Annotated in this window: 7 protein-coding genes; 2 read left to right on the top strand and 5 right to left on the bottom strand. The window is 67.7% G+C overall.

What is annotated here, in order from left to right:
- Positions 1-5: 5 nt before the first annotated feature.
- From WS92_RS29675 to WS92_RS29665, 3 genes are read right to left on the bottom strand one after another with little or no spacing between them, the layout of a single operon-like run.
- A complete protein-coding gene (locus tag WS92_RS29675) occupies positions 6-3,995 on the bottom strand; it encodes an SDR family oxidoreductase (RefSeq protein ID WP_059934195.1) in 3,990 nt (1,329 codons plus the stop codon).
- A complete protein-coding gene (locus WS92_RS29670) occupies positions 3,988-8,583 on the bottom strand; it encodes a type I polyketide synthase (protein ID WP_059934197.1) in 4,596 nt (1,531 codons plus the stop codon). Before WS92_RS29670 ends, WS92_RS29675 begins: the two co-directional genes overlap by 8 nt.
- Positions 8,584-8,590: 7 nt before the next feature.
- Positions 8,591-13,183: a non-ribosomal peptide synthetase gene (locus WS92_RS29665; RefSeq protein ID WP_059934199.1), complete on the bottom strand. Its 4,593-nt coding sequence runs from the start codon at positions 13,181-13,183 to the stop codon at positions 8,591-8,593.
- Between the two features lie 194 nt (positions 13,184-13,377).
- Between WS92_RS29665 and WS92_RS29660 the strand changes: the two genes are divergently transcribed.
- Positions 13,378-15,447, top strand: a complete 2,070-nt coding sequence (locus WS92_RS29660) for a M3 family metallopeptidase (RefSeq protein WP_061083911.1) — start codon at positions 13,378-13,380, stop codon at positions 15,445-15,447.
- A 559-nt stretch (positions 15,448-16,006) separates the two neighbouring features.
- Positions 16,007-16,711: an N-acyl-homoserine lactone dependent regulator BpsR2 gene (gene bpsR2, locus WS92_RS29655; protein WP_082743970.1), complete on the top strand. Its 705-nt coding sequence runs from the start codon at positions 16,007-16,009 to the stop codon at positions 16,709-16,711.
- Between the two features lie 116 nt (positions 16,712-16,827).
- Here the strand turns inward: bpsR2 and WS92_RS29650 are convergent, their stop codons facing one another.
- Positions 16,828-17,685, bottom strand: a complete 858-nt coding sequence (locus WS92_RS29650; RefSeq protein WP_006029275.1) for an alpha/beta fold hydrolase — start codon at positions 17,683-17,685, stop codon at positions 16,828-16,830.
- Between the two features lie 50 nt (positions 17,686-17,735).
- Positions 17,736-18,968 (bottom strand): cation:proton antiporter, encoded by a 1,233-nt coding sequence (locus WS92_RS29645; protein WP_059934203.1) that lies wholly within the window; start codon positions 18,966-18,968, stop codon positions 17,736-17,738.
- Between the last annotated feature and the right edge of the window lie 379 nt (positions 18,969-19,347).

Raw genomic sequence — 19,347 nt, 5'->3', positions numbered from 1 at the left:
TGGCGTTATTGGCTGACTTCAAGCTGAGCGGCCTTCTCGAGCAGCTTCGTTTCGATGTGCTCGACCAGCAGTCCCAACGTCCGGATCTCATAGATGATCATCGCGTGCAGGCTGACGTCGTAGCGATCCTTGATCATCGATACGAACTGAACCGCGCTCAACGAATGCGCGCCCAGCTCGAGCAGCACGCCGTCCCAGTCGACGTGCGCGACGCCGAGAATGCGCGCCCAGCTCGTCTCGACGAACCGATGCAGTTCCGACCGATACGCGTAGCCGTCGTCCTCCGGCGCGCGCTCGCCCGCCTCCGCCGCGACGTGGCGCAGCCGCGCGAGCTCGGTGACCTTGCTCACTTCGCCCCAGTGCTCGAGCACCGAATCGAAATCGATCGTCGAGATGACGAGGCGCGGGCCGAAGTTCCAGTGCAGGATCCGGTCGTAGACCGCCGCGATCTCGCGCTCGGTCATGTGGTTGCGCATGTGCTCGCGGCTCAGGTCCGCGAACTGCGGCAGCACGTTCGGGCGCGTGAGCCGCTCGGCGTTGACCGCGCCCCAGTTGGTCGAGCAGATGTCGCCGAGCGACGCCGCGAGCGGAGTTTGCGCGAGCGCGTCGACGAACGCGTTGGCCGCCGCGTTGTCGATCTGCCCGAGGCCGCCGATGATCGAGTTCATGCTCGAGCAGAGAATGACCTTCGTCACCGGGTGCCGCTTCAGGTACGACAGCAGGTTGTACGTGCCGTAGACCTTCGCCTCGAACACCGTCGCGAAGTGGCGCACGTCCTTGTTGTCGATCATGCCGTTCTCGACGCGGCCCGCCGCGTGGATCACGCTATGGATCTCGCCATGCCGCTCGCGCGCTTCGTCGAGCACCGCGTGAACGCGCGCCGCGTCCGCGACGTCGCATTGCTGCACGAGCACCGTCGCGCCCGCCTGCTCCATCTCGCGAATCTTCCCGATCTTCTTCGAGTACGGGTGATCGGCGCCGTGCTCGTCGATCCATGCCGCCCACTCGTCGCGCGCGACGAAGCGCTTCGAATTGACGAGCAGCAGCGTGCACGGCGCGCGGCTCGCGAGATAGCCGGCGACGTTCAGCCCGAGCTCGCCGAGCCCGCCGAAGATCACGTAGACGCCGGACGCGCGGACCTGCGGCTCGCATCTGGCCGGCACCGCGAAGCGCTGATACGCCGTCTGCCAGCGGCGCCCGCCGCGCAGCGCGACGATTTCGTTATCGGGCGTGAGCGGCGCGAGAAATTCGAGGCCGAGCTGCATCGCCGAGTCGGTCGCGTCGAACAGCTCGTGCGCCGCGATGTCGACGACCCGGCAATCGATGAGCGGATACTCCTTCTGCAACGTCCGGCTGATGCCGAGCACCGTCGCCTTGTCCGGGTTCACGGCCTCCTGCGGCGTGAGCGCGGCCATCTGCGACGCGGCGACGACGATCGAGCACGCGGCGCCGCCGACCGTCACGCGGTTCAGCGATCGTGCGAAGAAAATCAGGCTGAACAGCCCGAGCGCCTGGCAGTTCGCGAAGTTCGCCGGCGTGCCGTCCCACGCGGCCTCGGCCGCGAGCCACGCATGCACGACGTGGCGCGGCAGACGTCCGCGCGCGACGAGCGCCTCGATCAGGCGCTGGTAATCGTCCTCGGAGGCGGGATCGATGCAATAGGTGTCATCGCTCAACTGGCCGAATTCGGCGCCCGGCACGACATACAGGCATTGCGCGGCCAGCGCCCAGCCCGCTTTCAGCCGATGGAGCCGGTCGGCGCTGAAGACGAGCACGTTCGCATCGGCCAGTTCGTCCGCACGCCGGGTGCGCGCGGCGAGCGCAGCGGTTTCGCGCCACGTCGGCTTGTAGAACCACTGGCCGATGTCTTCGATCTTGCGGTTGCGCCGCTCGGCCTCGGTCGCGGTCGACAGCCACAGCACCTTTTTCGCGAACGCGTACGCCGGCAGCGACGTCTTGCGCCGCGCCTCGTCCGCGTGGAACGACGCCCAGTCCACCGGCACGCCGGCCGCCCAGCCGGCCGCGAGCAGCTCCGCGACGAAGCGCCCCCGCAGCGACGGCGCGCCCAGCGCGCGGATGGCCGAGCCGATGCGCAGCTCGCACGCGGCGGACAGCGTCAGCGGATAGTCGGACTGCGCGGCTTCGATGGGCGGCTCCGCGATCAGCAGGCGCAGCGGATCGTCTTGCTGCGGCGCGAGCCGCTCGACGAGGCTCTCCGGCAGCTGCGCGGGCCGCTGCAACGCGGCGGCGAGCCCGAGCCGCCGCAGTTGCGCGACGAGCAGGACCGCGTACGCCGCCACCCGCTCCGCGGCGCTGAAGCGATCGGCGGCCTCGAACAGCGGCTCGCGCGGATCAAAGTCGCCGCCGCAGATCGCCTGCCACGTCGCATTCGCGTCGTCCGCCTGCGCGCTCACCACGATCCGATGCGGCTGTCCGTCGCTCGCCGTCGCCGCCGCGGCCGCGAGTTGCCGCGCGGCGTCCGCCGCGTCGCTCGCCGCGATGGCGATCCGATGCGCGAACGGCTTGCGCCCGACGTTCGACGTGAAGCAGAGATCCGCGAACGCCGGCAGATCGCCGCCGTTCAGAAACATCAGATAGCTCGCGCGCAGCGCCTCCAGCGAGGACGCGGTGCGCGCCGACAGCGTCAGGCAGTAGGCGGACTTCGCCGCCGGCAGCGGCTCCCGCGCGGGCGCCTCCTCGAGGATCGCGTGCGCGTTCGTGCCGCCGATGCCGAAGCTGCTCACGGCCGCGACGCGCGGCGTATCTGACGCCCACGGCCGCGTGCGGTCGTTGACGTAGAACGGGCCGCTCTCGAGGCCGAGCCGCGGGTTCGCCTTCTCGAAGCCGAGCGACGCGGGCAGGGTCTTGTGCCGCAGCGCGAGCGCGGTCTTGATCACGCCGGCGACGCCCGCCGCCACGTCGATATGCCCGATGTTCGTCTTCACCGAACCGATCGCGCACGTCGCGTGCCGCATGGCCGCGCCGCGCCGTCGCTCGCCCGCGTACGCCTGCGTGAGCGCGGCGATCTCGATCGGATCGCCGAGCGACGTGCCCGTGCCGTGCGTCTCGACATACTGGATCTGCTCGGGGCGGATCTCGCACGCGTGCAGCGCATCGCGGATCACCGCGCTCTGCCCGGACACGCTCGGCGCCGCGTAGCCGACCTTGTCGGAGCCGTCGTTGTTGACCGCGCTCGCCTTCAGCACCGCGTAGATCTGATCGCCGTCGCGCAGCGCATCCTCCAGGCGCTTGAGCACGACGAGCCCGGCGCCGTTGCTGAACACCGTGCCCGCCGCCTGTTCGTCGAACGCGCGCACCCGGCCGTCCGGCGAGAAGAAGCTGTCCTGGCTGTAGAGGTAGCCGCGCGTGTTCGGCACGTTGATCGAGCACGCGCCCGCGAGCGCGACGTCCGCCTGGTAGCTCAGCAGGCCCTGGCACGCCTCGTGGATCGCAACGAGCGATGTCGAGCACGCGGTCTGGATGTTGACGCTCGGCCCTTTGAGGTCGAGCAGATAGGACAGCCGCGTCGTCAGATAGTCGCTCAGATTGCCGAACAGGATGCTCTGGCCGTCGCGGTCGAGATCGACCTCGTCGGACCGGAACACGATCGTGTGCAGGTAGCTGTTCAGGCTCACGCCCGCATACACGCCGACGCGCCCGGGATGCGCGCCCGGCACGAAGCCCGCGTCTTCGAACGCATGCCATGCGAGTTGCAGGAACACGCGCTGCTGCGGGTCCATCAGCCGCGCGTCGTGATTGCTGATGCCGAAGAACTCATTGTCGAAGCATTCGATGTCGCGCATGCGCCCGCCGACGGGCACGTACTGCGGCGACTTCAGATGCGCGGGATCGACACCGGCGTCGAGCAGTTCCTGCTCGGTGTAGCGCTCCAGCGAACAACGGCCGGCCTCGAGATTGCGCCAGAATTCCCGGACATCGGAGGCGCCCGGAAACGCACCGCTCATCCCGATGATCGCGACGTCAAGATTATTCACTTTTCGACTCCATGCTGTGTTTTCTGCTTTGGTAGTAGTGGCGGCGACGCCGATCCGCATGCGCGCCCGCATCGGGCTGCGCCGGCGGCGGGTGCGGGGCGTCGTCGCGCGCATCGTGACCCGCGCCGTCCGGTGCGCCGGCATCGCCCGCGTCGTCGGGCGCGTGCGCCGCGTTCGCGTCGGCCAGGCGTTCGATCGTCGGGAACTTGAACATGTCGACCGCCGACAGATCCCAGTCGAGCGTCTGATTGATCCGGTCGACGAGCTTCAGCGCAATCAGCGAATGGCCGCCCAGCTCGAAGAAGTTGTCGCGCACGCCGACCGGCTCGACGCCGATGCACTCGCTCCACAGCTTCGCGAGCGCCGCCTCGGTGCCGGTGCGCGGCGCGACCAGCTCGTCCTTCAGCAGCGGGCGCGGCGCGACGATCTGCGCCGCGGCGAGCGTGTCGTCGCGCTCGGACAGCACCCAGTTGCGATAGCGCTGGATCAGGTCGCCGCTCGCGACGACGATGTGCGCGGGCCAGCCGAGCGCGTGAAGACGCTCGAGCACCGACAACCCCTCCTGCTCGCTGATCGCGTAGTGATCGATGCCCACGTCGTCGTTCGCCTCGTCGCGGGTGTCCTTGAAGAACTCCCACGCGTCCCAGTCGATCACGGTCCAGCGGCACGCCGCGCTGCTCGCCGATTGCGCATACGCGTTCAGCAACGAATGGGACGCCGCGTAGCCGTACAGCCCGATCCCGCCGAGCGTGGCCGAAATCGACGACACGATCATCACGCGCGCAATGCGCAGCGAGCGAGTCAGCGCGTGCAGGTTCGCGCATACGTCGAGCTTCGGCGAGACGAGCGCATCCAGGTAGGCGACGTCGGTATCGTCGAACGTCCGGTAGTGCATGTCGGCGGGCGCGCCCGCCGCATGGACGACGAGATCGAGCGAGCCGAACGCGTCGGCGACCGATCGCGCGGCGCGCTCGAGCTGCCGCGGATCGGTGGCGTCGGCATCGACGAACATGATCCGCCCGCCGGCCGCGACCATGCGTTCGTACAGCGCCTTGCGGCGGCGCAGCGCGCGGTCCGTCGCGGCCGACGGATCGCGCAGCGAGTCGGCGAACGCGCTCGCGCGGCGGCTGACGATCGCGACGTCCGCGCCGACGACCGTCGAGAAGAACGTCGCGTAGATCATCCCGACGTTCCCCGCGCCGCCGACCACCAGCACGGTTCGGGGCGACTTCGGCGTCGCGTCGGGCACATCGGGCGCGGGGTACGCGTTCGCCGCGCGCGCGCCGCCACGCTTGAGCCCGCGCTCGATCAACCGGCCGTCCCGAATCCGAAGGAACCGGCCGGGATGGCGCAGGCACGCGTGGGCGAGCGAATCGATCGTGCACCGGCGCGCGGCGGCATCGTCGGCCTCGCCCGCGGCGGACGCGGCATCGACATGAACCGCGCGGCAGACCACCCGCGAGAATTCCTGATGCACGACGGTCGCGAAGCTGTCGATCCATGCGCTCGCGACCGACGGCTCGCCGCCGTCGCCGCGCGCGCCGGAAAACGCGATCAGCGCGACGTCGAGCTTGCCCGGCAGCGCGTTGCGCAGCGCATCGAACGTGCGTTGCATCGCGAGCATCGCATCGAGCGCGCGGCCGGATTCGTCGCGCGTCCCGTCCGCCTGCGTATCCGCGCCGCCGCGCCGCGACGGCACGACGATCAACACGCGCGAAATGCGCACGCGCTTCGCCGCGGCCTGCGCCGCGACCGTCGCGAGCGCCCCGTCCAGTGCCTGCGGATGCGCGCCGTCCACGACGAAAAACGATTCGGCATCCTGCGCGACACGCTCGGCGAGCCGCGCGGCATCGCGGCTCGCGTCGCCGATCAGCAGAACCGAATCGGCGATCGGCGCCCGCGCCGCCGCATGCTCCGGCGCGGCTTCGCCGTCCGGCTGCACGGGCGCCCAGTCGTATTCGTAGAACCATTGATCGATGTCGCCCTGCTTCTCGTATTCGGGCGCCTCGTCGGCGACGGCCCGCTTCGCCGGCGCGTCGATCCAGCACGAGATCTCGTTGAGCGGATGCGGCACGAGCGGCACGACGTTGCCGCGCGTGTCGCCGTAGAGCGGCGTCCAATCGATCTCGATGCCGTTCGCCCAGCATTGCGCGGCCAGCGTGTCGAACAGCGCCGTCTCGCTGCCGGGCAGCATCGTCGACAGGCAGGCCACCTCGGTGAGAGGCATCCGCGCGAGCGTGTTGGCGATCGACTTGCCGGGCCCCGCCTCGACCCACGCGCCGAACGGCACGAGCGAAGCCAGCGTCGCGAGGCCGTCGTTGAAGCGAACCGGACGACGCAGGTGATCGACCCAATAACCGGCCGTCGCGAAGCGCTCCGACAAGTCGGCGCGCCCGTCGAGATTGGAGACGATCGGAAAGCGCGGCGCGCGCAGCGGCACGCCGTCGAACGCCGCCGCGAATTCGCGGCTGCTCGCCTCCATCAGGTGCGAATGAAACGCGTGCGACGTCTGCAATCTCACCGATGCGAGCCCGGCGCCGGCGAGCCGCGCGGCGAGCGCGTCGATCGCCTGCTCGGTGCCGCCGACGACGCACGACGTATCGCTGTTGACCGCGCACAGCGACAGCGCTTCGTCGAGGAACGCCGTGACCCGCACTTCTTCGGCCAGCACCGCGAGCATCGCGCCGCGCGGCGCGCGGCTCATGATGCGTGCGCGGATCGCGACGATCGCGATCGCGTCGGCCAGATCGAACACGCCGGCGAGCGTCGCCGCGACGTATTCGCCGAGGCTGTGGCCGATCGCCGCCGCGACGGGCAATCGCATCGCCAGCAGCGTCGCGCCCAATGCATATTCGAGCGTGAACAGGTAGGGCTGCAGAACCGCCGTGTCGCGAATGCGCGCATCGTCCGCATTCAGCAGCTCGCGCGGGTCCGCGCAGCCTTCGCGCACGAAGCGGTCCGCGCAATCGTCGAACGTCGCGCGGAACTGCCCGCCGCGCACGTAGAGCGCGCGGCCCATGCCCGCATACTGCGTGCCCTGGCCGGGAAACAGCAACGCCGCATGTGCGTGACGCCAGTCGCCCGACGGCGCGACGCGGCGCCGCCCGCCCGAGGCGTCGAACACGAACGCCCGCTTCTCCGGCAGATGCCGATGGAACAGTTGCGATGTGTAGCGCGCATCACCGCGCGGCAGCGCTTGCCGCGCGAGCGCATCGTCGTATTGCGCATCAAGCGCGTCGAGCGCGTGCGGCGTTTGCGCGGACATCAACAGCGGCCCCGTGTCGACGCACCGCGACAAATCCCGCTGCGGCGCCTGCTCGAGAATCACGTGCGCGTTGCTGCCGCCGACGCCGAGCGCGCTGACCGCCGCGCGGCGCGGCTGGCCTTCGGCGTTCGGCCAGGGCTCGGGCGTGCTCGGAATATAGAACGGCGAGCCGTCGAGCGGCAGATTCGGGTTCGCGCGCTCGAACCCGGCGAGCGGCGGCTTGACCGCGTGCTTCACGCACAACGCCGCCTTGAGCACGCCCGCGAGCCCTGCCGCGACGTCCGTGTGCCCGATGTTCGCCTTCGTCGAGCCGAGCGCGCAGCGCGCGCCCCCGCCCGCGCCGGCATCGCCACCGTATGCGTCCTTCAGCGCCTGAATCTCGATCGGATCGCCGAGCGCCGTGCCCGTGCCATGCGTCTCGACGTAGCCGATCGTCTCCGGCCCGATCCCGCTGCGTTCGTACGCACGCCGAATCGCCTCGCTCTGCCCGGCGACGCTCGGCGCCGTGTAGCCCGATTTGCGCTGGCCGTCGTTGTTGATCGCCGAGCCGCGAATGACGCCGATGATGTCGTCCCCGTCGCGCTGCGCGGCGGACAGCGCCTTCAACGCGAGCACCACCGCGCCGTTCGTGAACACGGTGCCAGACGCGCGCGCGTCGAACGGCCGGCAAACGCCGTCCTTCGCGAGCACGCCGTCGCGCTGGTACAGATAGCCTTCCATTTGCGGCGTGCGGATGGCGGCCGCGCCGACGAGCGCCATCCGGCACTGCCCGGTGAGAATCGCGATCCGCGCGTTGTGCAGCGCGATCAGCGCGGACGAGCATCCCGACTGGATCGACATCGCCGGGCCGTGCAGATCGAGCTTGTACGCGATGCGGGTGGACGCGCAATCGCCGCTGTTGCCGAACACCACGTCCGACAGCGCGACCCGGCCCGGCGGCTGAGTGCTCAGGTTGTTCAGCAGATAATGCGGGAAACCGACCGACGTGTAGACGCCGACGTCCCGGCTCGGCGCGCCGACCTGCTCGAGCAGTTGATGCGCGAGCGTGAGCAGCACGCGCTGCTGCGGGTCGATCGCCTGCGCTTCCCGGAACGTGTAACCGAAGAAGCGGTAATCGAACCGGTCGACGTCGGCGAGCACGCCCGCGCGCTTCACGTAATCGGGCAGGCCCGACAACGCGGAATCGACGTCCGCCGCGAGCAGCTGCGCGTCGGACAACGAATCGATGCAATCCCGGCCGGCCAGAACGTTCTGCCAGAACGCATCGACGGTATCGGCGCCGGGCAGCCGCAGTCTGGATCCAATCAGTGCTACCTGTTCCATGTTTTCCTCAAGATTGCGTGGTCAGGGCGAACCGCTCGACCGCGTCGCCCGGCGAGCGCACGCAGGCCAGCAGGCTGCGGACGAATTCGGACGCGATATCGCTGACAAGTGCCTCGTCGAACACGTCCTTGCTGTATTCGAAGAAGACTTGCGTGTGCGTGCGGAAATCGTTGACTTCGAGCGACAGCTCGAACTTCGAGCCGGTCGGGCGCAGCGCAATCTCCCGCACCGGCAGCCCCGCCATCGAGAACGCGTACATCGAGCGATCGATGAAGTTGAAAAAGGCCTGAAAAACCGGGGTTCGGCCGAGCGACGCATACTCGACGAGGCGGCCCGCGACTTCCTCGAACGGCACGTCGGCATAGCCGTAGATCGAGAACAGCGCAGCCGTCACCCGGTCGACGAAGTCGCCCAGGCGGTCTGCCGGCTCGATGTCGACCGGCAGCACGATCGTGTTCGTATAGAGGCCGATCTTGCCGAGCGTCTCGGGCGTGCGGTTCATCGTCGCCAGCCCGACGTTGACGGTTCGATCGCCGCTCAGGCGATGCAGCGTCAGCACGAACGCGCTCAGGAAGAGCGTCGCGAGCGGCACGCCCGCGGCGCGCGAATATTCGTCGAGCTCGGCGCGCAAGCCGGCGGAAATCTCGAGCGGAAGGCTGTCGCCCGCGAGCGTGCGCACTTCGGGGAACGGCGCGCGATACGGCAGGTTCAGCACGCGATCGACGATGCCGAATCGCTCGATGAGTTCGTCGACGCGCGCGGCGGCGTTCGTCGGACGATCGCCGTTGCTGTTGTCGTTGCCGTCGCCCGACGACGCGCCGTCGCCGCCGGGCTCCATGCCGCCGACCAGCGCCTCGTACGCGCCCGCCAGTTCCCTCAGGAAATTGCCGCAGCCGATCCCGTCCACGATGATGTGGTGAAACAGATAGAACACCGCCGCGCCACCCTCCTCCAGGGGAAAATGATGCGCGCGCATCAGCGGCCCTTCGTGCAGCTCGAACGGCTCGCGCAGCATCCGGTTCAACGTCTGCACAAGCGTCGCGAGATCGGTCGGCGCGTGGCGCGCGATCAGCGTGCCGGCGGGCGTCGGAACCATGCGCTTGACCAGTCCGTCGGCGGTCGGCTCGAACGCCGCGCGCAGCGCGCCGTGCGTGTCGAGCACGTGGCGCAGCGCGCGCTCGAGCGCGTCGGCGTTCACGCCCTCCGGGAAATGCAGCCCCACCGGGATGTTGTACGTCTGCCTCACCGCCGAAACGCTGTCGAGGAAGTACAGCGCCTTTTCGCTCGCCGACGGCTGCAGCGTCCGCGGCGATACGTGCGGCGCGGAGCCGGATGCGGCGTTCGACTCCGACGGGGGCGTGGCACTCGCCGCTGTCGCGGGCCGGCGCGCGGTATCGCTCATGCGTGAGGCCGCGTGCGCCGCTTCGGGCGGCGACGAACGCTCGTCGCCGCCGGGCGTGACTTCGCCGCCGCTACCGCCGTCGGCCGGCATGTCCGACGCTCGCAGGCTGCCGATCAATCCGATGACGCTCGAATTCGCCATGAACGTTTCCAGGCCGACGTCGACCTTCAGTTGCTGCTGGATCCGCGCGATGATCCGCACAGCGGATAGCGAATGGCCGCCGAGCGACATCAGCGTCGCGCGAGGGTCGACCGTATCGAGATGCAGCACGTCCGCGTAGATCGCCTGCAACGTCGGCACGAGCGGATCGACCGAATCGCGCGGCTCAAGCGGCGGCGCCTGCGGCGCGCGCGTGGGCGCGCTCGCGCGCTCGGCGAGCACGCCGCGATCGATCTTGCCGTTCGCGTTGAGCGGCCACGCATCGATCCGCTCGATCCGCGCGGGCGTCATGTAGGCGGGCAGCGCATCGGCGAGCGCCGCCCGCAGCGCATCGGCATCGAGCGCGCGGCCCGCATGCGGCTCGCACCATGCGATCAGCGTCGGCTCGGCGGCCGTCGCGCGCTGCACGAGCACGACGGCTTTCCGAACCCCGCCGAGCGCTTCGATCTGCCGTTCGATTTCTCCGAGCTCGACCCGAAAGCCGCGGATCTTGACCTGTCCGTCCTCGCGCCCGAGAAAGCGCAGTCGGTCGTGCGCATCGCGAAACGCGAAGTCGCCGGTCCGATAGACGCGGCCGGCGCCGGCCACGTGCACGAAGCGCTCCGCGCTCAATGCGGCGCGATGGCGATAGCCGCGCGCGACGCCGTGTCCGCCGATGCAGATCTCGCCCTTGCTGAAGCGCGGCACCTGCTGGCCGTGCGCGTCCAGCAGATGAAGCGTCGTATTGCGAAGTGGCTCGCCCAGCCCCTCGACGCCATCCGCGTCGGGCCCCGCGATCGTCGACCAGATCGTCGCTTCGGTCGGGCCATAGACCTGCCAGACCGCCGCGCACGTCTCGCGCAGGAAGCCGTAGGTCGACGCGTCGATCGGCTCGCCGCCGCACAGAATGTTCAGGCGCTTGTCGCCGCGCCAGCCGCCCGCGCGCAGCACGTTGAAGAACGACGGCGTGCCCTGCAGCCACGTGACGCGCTCGTCGGCGATCACGCGTTCGAGCGCCTTCGCATCGATGCGCATGTGCTCCGGGCACGCGATGACCGCCGCGCCGACCGTCGGCGGCAGCAGCAACTCGAGCAGCGAGATGTCGAAGCCGATCGTCGTCGTCGCGAGCAGGCGATCGTCGCGGCCCATCGGCAGCGCGCGCGCCATCGCGAGCAGGAAGCTCGCGACATTGCGATGCGTCACCTCGACGCCTTTCGGCGCGCCGGTGGAGCCCGACGTGTAGATCAGATATGCGACGCTGTCCGGATCGACGGCGACGTCGGCGAGCGCTTCGGCGTCCGATGCATCGAAGATGTCGTCGGCCAGCACGAGGTCGCGCGGCGTCGGGTCGGCCGGTTCGGCCCGATGCAGGCACGCCGCAAGCTGCGCGTCGTCCGCGATGTGCACGCGGCGCGCACCCGGCAGATCCGTCGGCAGCGGCACGTACACCGCGCCGCGCTTCCAGATGCCGACGAGCGCCGCCAGCAGCGCCCCGCCGCGGTCCATCCGCACGCCGACGCGCTCGCCCGGCTTCACGTTCGCCGCCGCGAGCCGGCGCGCGACGCGGTTCGACGCATCGAGCAACTGCCGGGCGGACACCGCGTTGCCCGGCTCGCCGGCGACGATTCGCTCGGGCTGCTCGCGCCATTCGCGCTCGATCGCCTCGAGGGCCGGCGTGCGGGGCGCCGCGTCGGCGAGCGTCGCGTAGCGCTCGGCGAACGCGCGGTGATCCGACAGCGTCAGATCGCCGAGGCGCAGATCCGGCCGCTCGACGATCCGCTCGACGATGACGTTGAAGTCGCTCGCCATCCGGCGCGCGATCGCTTCGTTCAGCAAGCCGTGCCGGTATTCGAGGATCAGGCTCAGCGTCTCGTCGCCGTCGTAAAGCAGCGCCAGATCCTGCTTCGCCGCACCGGTGAAAAAGTGCCGCTGCTCGACGCGCACGCCGCCGAGCTTCAGCGAATCGAGCGCGAAACGCGCGGGCACGAGCGCCACGTTGAGGCACGGCGAAGCCGCGTCAGCCAGGGTTCGCCGCGCGAGCCGCATCAGATCGACCTGCGGAAAATCCGCGATCGCCTTCGTTTGGCGCCGCTGCTCGCGCACCTTGTCGAAGAGCGCGCCGGCCGTCAGGTCCGGCGAGACGTCGACGAACGCCGGCACGAAATTGATGAACGAGCCGAAAATCCGCGCAAACCCGGAAGGCCGCGTATCGACCGGATAGGCGATCGCGAGCGCGTCCTGCTGCAGATAGCGGTGCAGCAGCACGCCGAACGCGCTCATCAGGATGACGAACGGCGTCGTTCGCGTCAGGCGGTTGACGGCCTTGATCTTCGCCGGCAGCGTATCGGGCAGCGTCCATCGATATTGCCCCGCGCCGCCGCCCGCCGCACGCTCGCCGTCGAAGGCGAGCTTGCCGAACTCGACGCTGCACACCCGATCGGCCAGATGCGCGCGCCACGCCGCTTCGGCCTGCGCATGAACGCCGTCCGCCCAGCGCCGCCGCTCAACCTCCAGCACGTCGCCGAACCCCTCGCCCGTGCGCGCGGCCGACGCGGCCGCGTAAGCGGCGGGATCGGCGTAGGCGGACGAGATGTCGTCCAGCAGGATCAGCGCCGATGCGCCGTCCACGCAGATGTGGTGGATGTTCAGCGCCAGCAGATAGCCGCGCGGCCGAGTCCTCACCAGCACGAACCGGTAGACGGGCTCGGTTAGCAAATCGAACGGTTCGAGCAGGCAGGCGCCGATTGCGGCGTCGATCCGCGGCGCGCGCGCCGCGGGTTCGACGTCCGACAGATCGATGAATTCGAGCGGCCCGTGCGGATGCGATGCGCCGTATTGAAGCGGCACGCCCGCGCGCTCGATAAAGCGCATGCGAATGGCCGGATGCGCATCGGCCACCGCGGCAAATGCATCTTTTAACCGCTCGACATCGATATCTCCGTCGAGCTCGAAAAGCAGCGGATTGTTATAGGCGGGGTCGTCAGGCGCGTATTTCCATTGCAACCACATTGCCATCTGGCTGTTCGTGAGCGGCAATGTGTCATTGACAGCTTGGAGCATGCGGCATTCCTGAAGTTTGCGTGACGAAATCGAATTCCGGCTATTGAATTCGTTGAATTATTTCGCGAAAAGCATAACTTGGCCCCTTCGCATCAGTAACTGCAAGAACTAATAGGTAAAGCAACGTATCGCACTCCTTGCGTCTTCATACAATCATCGCTATCGTTCAGTGACATTGAAAGAGGAGCGGATTCGTGACACAGATAACATTAGCCAATCCCCTTCTGGATCGTTCTCAATTACCCCGCTTTGAATCAATTCGCGATTTCCATGTGCGCCCCGCCATCGACGCGCTTCTGATTGATCTCGATAACGCGATATCGCGTGCCAGCGCAAAAAATTTGTCGCCGAATTGGGTCAATGTGATTGAGCCGGTGAGTCTCGCGCTCGAATCGCTCGACTATGCGTGGGGCGCCGTCGCGCATCTCGTATCGGTGCGCGATTGCGCGCCGTTGCGCGCCGCGTACGGAGCGTGTGCGGGACGGGTGTCAGCGGCGCTGTCGCGCTTTCGGCAAAACGGCGCGCTGCTCGATCGCTATCGCGCGGTCGCCGCGTCGGCAGGCTTTCGCGCCCTCTCGCCCGAGCGGCGCCAGGTCGTGCGGAACCTGATACGCGACGCCCGGCTCGCCGGCGCCGAATTGCCGCCGGGCCCGAGAGCGCGGCTGAACGAGCTGCGCGAGCGCATCGCGCAGCTCGCCGCCGTGTACCAGGACAACATCGCCGACGCCACCCGCGCGTTCGCGCGCATCGTGACGACAGACGAGGAGCTCGACGGCATCCCCGACTACGCGCGCGCGGCGGCCGCCCGACGCGCGGCCGAGGGCTTCGAATTCACGCTGGATTTCGCGTCCTACCAGCCGGTCATGCAGTTCTCGACGCGCCGCGCGTTGCGCGAGGAAATGTATCGGGCGCGCTCGACTCGCGCGTCGGAATTCGACGCGGCGGGCGCGAACGACGCCGCGCAGCGGGACAACGCGCCCGTCATGGCGGAAATTCTGAAACTGCGGCGCGAGGAAGCCGCGCTGCTCGGCTATCGCGATTTTGCTCAGATGTCGCTCGAACACAAGATGGCGCGCACCCCGGCGCGCGCGCGCGCGTTTCTCGAGCGCCTTCATCGGCGAGTGAGCCCTAAGGCGAGCCTCGAGTGGCAGGCGCTGCAATCGTTCGCGCGCGGCGAGCTGGGCCTCGCCGACGTGCAGCCCTGGGACATCGCGTTCGTCGCCGAGCGCATGCGCGAGCGGTGCTTCGGGGTTTCGACGCAGGACGTTCGCCGCTATTTCCCCGAACACGCGGTGTTGCGCGGGCTATTCGCGCTCGTCGAAACGCTGTTCGACATCCGGATCCGCGCCGACGAAGGCAGCGTGTGGCATCAGGACGTGCGCCGATACCGGCTCCAGACCCTGCGCGGCGAACCCGTCGCGCATCTCTACCTCGATCTGTATGCGCGCGACGGAAAACGCGAAGGCGCGTGGGCGGCGAGCGGCCGCTCGCGCGGCACCGGCGCCGACGGCGCGATACGCACGCCCGTCGCCTATCTGATGTGCAACGTGGCCGCGCCCGCCGCCGGCATGCCCGCGTGCTTCGCGTTCGATCAGGTCGTGACGCTGTTCCATGAAATGGGCCACTGTCTCCACCATATGCTGACCGGCGTGGCCGAAAGCGCGATATCCGGCACGAACGGCATCGAATGGGATGCAATCGAATTTCCGTCGCAATTCATGGAGCACTTCTGCTGGGATCCGGAGGTCGTTTCCACGCTCAGCGCCCATGTCGACACCGGCGAGCCATTACCGGACGCGATGTTCGAGCGCATGCTCGCGGCGCGTCATTTCAACCAGGGCATTGAAATGGCCCATCAGATCGCGCTGTCGATGCTCGATATCGCTTTGCATTCCGGCGAATCAATAGAATCAGTCAATTCAATGCAAAACACGATGCATGAAATTTATCAAAAATATGAATTTACGCCGCTAGATCGGCGGGCGCGAAGCGCGAACACATTCAGCCACATCTTCTCCGGCGGTTATGCGGCGACCTATTACAGCTATCAATGGGCGCAGGTGCTCGCGGCCGATGCGTATGCGGCCGTCGAGGAAGCCTGCGCCGAGCGCGCGGACGCGGGCAAGCGCGAAGCCGGCATGCGCTATCGGAAGGAAGTGCTCGAGCCGGGCGGCAGCCGGCCCGCGCTCGACTCGTTCGTCGCCTTCCGTGGCCGCGCGCCGAGCCTCGACGCGCTGCTGCGGCACTGCCGGATAGACCGCTAGCCGCCTCATCCCGGAGCTCGCCGCCGGTGCGTCGTCTCCGGCGCCTCCAGCGGCGAGCGGCCCGGCGGACATGAAAGCCCGGTGCGGCCGCTGCCGCCGAAGTCGCCCGCGAGTCTCCCTCAGCCTTCGATCACTCGGCCGGACGCGTCGGGCGCATCCGCGCGGCCGGGGCGAATGACCGCGGCCGTGCGGCGATCGCGCGTCGAGGCTCACAAAAAATACACAGAATTGTTGCGGCATGCGTCATTTTTTCGCCTAACCGGACTAGTAAAATGTTTACCCCTCAAATTAGTCGTCACGGGCTGCAAATCGGAACATCTCCGAAAATTCCAACAATTAATTTGGAAAATTATCGGATACCCGATCAATGCACAGGAGTGCTCAAAACCGTAATTGTTGTGGCAATATCTTCGCAGTCGGGATGGAGACCCTCTTCTCCCCCCGACATCATTTCACCACCAGAGTGAACCAAAAATAATCCACACCGGACTGCAGACCTTCATCGAGGTCGGCATCTGAATACTGTTTTTTCTCAGTATTTCAATGCGAGGATATGGAGATGCACGACTTTCTTCAATTTTGGCTAAACGAATTTTCCCGCAGTGAGAACCCAAAGCACGTCATTTCCGTCTTGACCCGCGCGGCCGCGACGCTCGGCTACGAATATGCCGCCTACGGCATGCGCCGCCCCTTTCCGATCAGCAATCCACAGATTCTCATGGTGTCCAACTATCCCGCCCGATGGCAGGAACGCTATATCGAAGCGCGATTCGCAAACGTCGACGGCGCGGTGAAGGCCGCGCTCGGCAGCGACCGGCCCGTGACCTGGAGCGCGCCCGCCAACGCATCGAAAAGCGCATTCTGGGCGGAGGCGCTGTCGTTCGGCATCGCCCACGGCTGGTCGTCCGCGTCGCGGGGCGCGGACGGCGCGATCGGCGTGCTGTCGCTGTCGAGAACGCAGGGCCCGATCGACACCGCGGAGAAGCTTCGCAACGAGAGCATCGTGCACTGGCTCGCCAATGTCGCTCATGCGTCGATGGCGCCGTTCCTGCCTGCCGCCGACGAGTTCGATCCGGACCTCACGCGCCGCGAGACCGATGTGCTGAAATGGACCGCCGACGGAAAGACAGCGTACGAAATCGCGCTGATTCTCAGCATCTCGGAGAGCACCGTCAATTTTCACGTGAAGAATATCGTCTCCAAGCTGGGCTCCACGAACAAGATACAGGCCGTGGCCAAGGCCGCGTTGATGGGGATGCTGTGACGGCCTCGTCATGACGACCGCGACCTCGGCCTCGCCCCCGAACGCCCCCCGCGCTTCGCGCGTGCCGGACCCGGCCGGCTCGCACGCTCATTCGATCGGAACATTCCGAATCCGCATCAGAGCGCCTCGCGAAGCGTCGCCTCGCCGGTGACCAGGAACGCGACGACGCTGTCGACGATATCGGCATTGCCCCGGCAGATTTCGTAGTGATCGCCCGTCACGCAAACGTTGCGCGCGCAACGACGCAACAGGCGGGATATGTCGAGCGATCCGGCCGGATCGACGTGCATGTCCGCCGTCGACACGATCGACAGCGCCGGATGCGCGACCTGCCTCGCCACCTCCCTGAGGTCGACGCCGCGGTACGCGAGGTAGTTGATCCCATACCGGTGCAGATGCAGCGCCGACGAAAACGGCTCGCGCAGATGCGTATGAAACCCGGTCTGCCCGCGCTCCTGCGCCGCGGCGATCTTCTCCTGAATCGAGCCGGCGACCGAACGGCTCTTCGCCGCCAGCGACAGGAAGATGTCCATCTGGCGCTGGATGTCGGTCTGCGCGGCGACCGAAGCCGGCAACAGATATTCGCCGCTCACGAGCACGAGGCGCGAAATCGCGTCCGGATAATGCTGCGCCGCCAGCAGCGCGACACCGGCGCCCGAGCAATAGGCGATCACGTCGACGGGGTCGTGCCGCCCGCGTCGCGCCGTCGCCCGAATGACGCTCGCCAGATCGCGCGCGTGCGTCAGCGCGGCGATGCCGGCCTCGTCGTCGTCGCGCTCGACGTCCAGCACGAATCGCGACTCCCACGTCACGACGGTGAAGCGGGACCGAAGCGCGTCGTAGAACCCGTTCAGCATCGCGTGCCGCGCGCCGAACGGCAGCACGACCACGACAACCGGCGCATCGGGATGGGCGCAGGCGACGAACGCGTTCAGCTCGCGCCCGTCGTCGGCGATGATCGATCTTCTGTTCATGTGAGAAAGCCGTTCAGGATGAGGGGCCGCCGCAACCGAGCGTCGCGGCGTCAGGCGGGGCGCAATACCGCGCGCCGCCACAACCGGACGAACGGCGTCGTCATCGCCGTCGTCGTCAGCGCGACGAGCAGAAGCACCGCATAGGCGCTTTGCGACAGCGCATGGATCTGCAGCCCCGCCGACAGCACGACCAGCTCGACGAGCCCGCGCGTGTTCATCAGCGAGCCGACGAGCGCCGCGTCGCCCCGGTTCATTCCGCAGAGGCGCGCGCCGAGATACGCGCCGCCGAACTTGCCGACGAACGCGACGCACAGGAACGGCACGAGCCACAGCCACGGCGAGGCGCCGTCGAAGCTGTCGAAGGTGACGCGCAGTCCCGAATGGACGAAGAACACGGGCAGCAGCACCGCGTTCACGAAGCCTTCCATCTGGCGCTCCCATTGCGCCTGCAGCCCCGGCACGCCGCGCAGCATCACGGCGGCGAGCAGCGCGCCGAACGCGCTGTGCACGCCGATCGCCGTGGTCGCCCACGCGCAAGCCAGCACGTACGGCACGACGACGCTCATCAGCCTCGCGGGCGACGCCCGCTTCGCCGCATCGGCGGCGAGCGGCGTGACGACGAACCGCGCGGCGAGCTTCGCCAGCAGCAGGAACGCGGCGATGCCGACGACGATATGCGACGGCCCCGCGGCATCCGCGCCGGCGACGGCGATGGCCGAGACGAACGCGAGCATGATCCAGCCCGCGAGGTCGGTCAGCATCGCGGCCGACAATGCGAGCAGCGACGGCGGCGCATCGACGAGCTCCATGTCGATGACGATTCTCGCCATCACCGGCAGCGCGGAGACCGACAGCGCGACGCCGCAGAACAGCACGTAAGGCCACGCGGCGATTCGCGGCGCGAGCGCGTCGTGCGACAGATAGCCGATCGCCATGCCGCCCGCCAGCGGCAGCAGCATGCCGATTCCGGCCACCACCACCGCGGGCGGCATCTTCCTCAGCGAACGCAGCGTCGGCGCGCCGCCGAGATTCATGTGCAGCCCGATCTGGAACATCAGCGCGATCACGCCGACCTCGCCCAGTTGCGCCATGCCCGACGACGCGGCGGGGCCGAAGATCATCGCATGAAAGTTCGAATCGATCGCGCCGAGCACGGCTGGGCCGAGCACGATGCCCGCGGCCAGCTCGCCGACCACTTTCGCTTGCCCGACGCGTTGCGCGAGCCAACCGAAGCAGGCGCACGCGGCGATGATCGCCGCGAGCTGCAATAACCACATAACCATCCGGATCCTCCTCGGCTCGACCGGCATGATGGCGGGCGATCCGACAGCGTTCGTGTCCCGGCCGACATTCGGCCGCCAAAGCCGCGTCAGTACAATGCAAAGCCTCGGCCGGAACAACTATCAAATCTGATAGTCGGTCGGCTTCTTTTATATCGAACATCGTGAAACGCCAGAATGGAGATTGGTTAAAGCAATACGGATAGCGGCGCGTTACGCCATGAATTCATATCGTATTCCCATGAAAACCGTCTCGCCGAATGCCAGTTCAATTCCGCGCGGACCGCATTTCAGACGCAATTAATTGCTTGCGCATCGATCATCGATTAGGCAGAATCCGCCGAACAAAACGCTTTATCGCCGCATTGCCACCGCATTGACG

It is taken from the genome of Burkholderia sp. MSMB1588, from assembly GCF_001546925.1.
GTDB lineage: Bacteria > Pseudomonadota > Gammaproteobacteria > Burkholderiales > Burkholderiaceae > Burkholderia > Burkholderia humptydooensis.
Note: the sequence above shows the minus strand (reverse complement) of the source record. Positions and strands in the feature narration are given on the sequence as shown.

Bases quoted from the DNA above. Each gene is read 5' to 3' on its own strand.
- WS92_RS29670 (WP_059934197.1), bottom strand. From the start codon at position 8,583: ATGGAACAGGTAGCACTGATTGGATCCAGACTGCGGCTGCCCGGCGCC.
- WS92_RS29665 (WP_059934199.1), bottom strand. From the start codon at position 13,183: ATGCTCCAAGCTGTCAATGACACATTGCCGCTCACGAACAGCCAGATG.
- bpsR2 (WP_082743970.1), top strand. From the start codon at position 16,007: ATGCACGACTTTCTTCAATTTTGGCTAAACGAATTTTCCCGCAGTGAG.
- WS92_RS29650 (WP_006029275.1), bottom strand. From the start codon at position 17,685: ATGAACAGAAGATCGATCATCGCCGACGACGGGCGCGAGCTGAACGCG.
- WS92_RS29645 (WP_059934203.1), bottom strand. From the start codon at position 18,968: ATGGTTATGTGGTTATTGCAGCTCGCGGCGATCATCGCCGCGTGCGCC.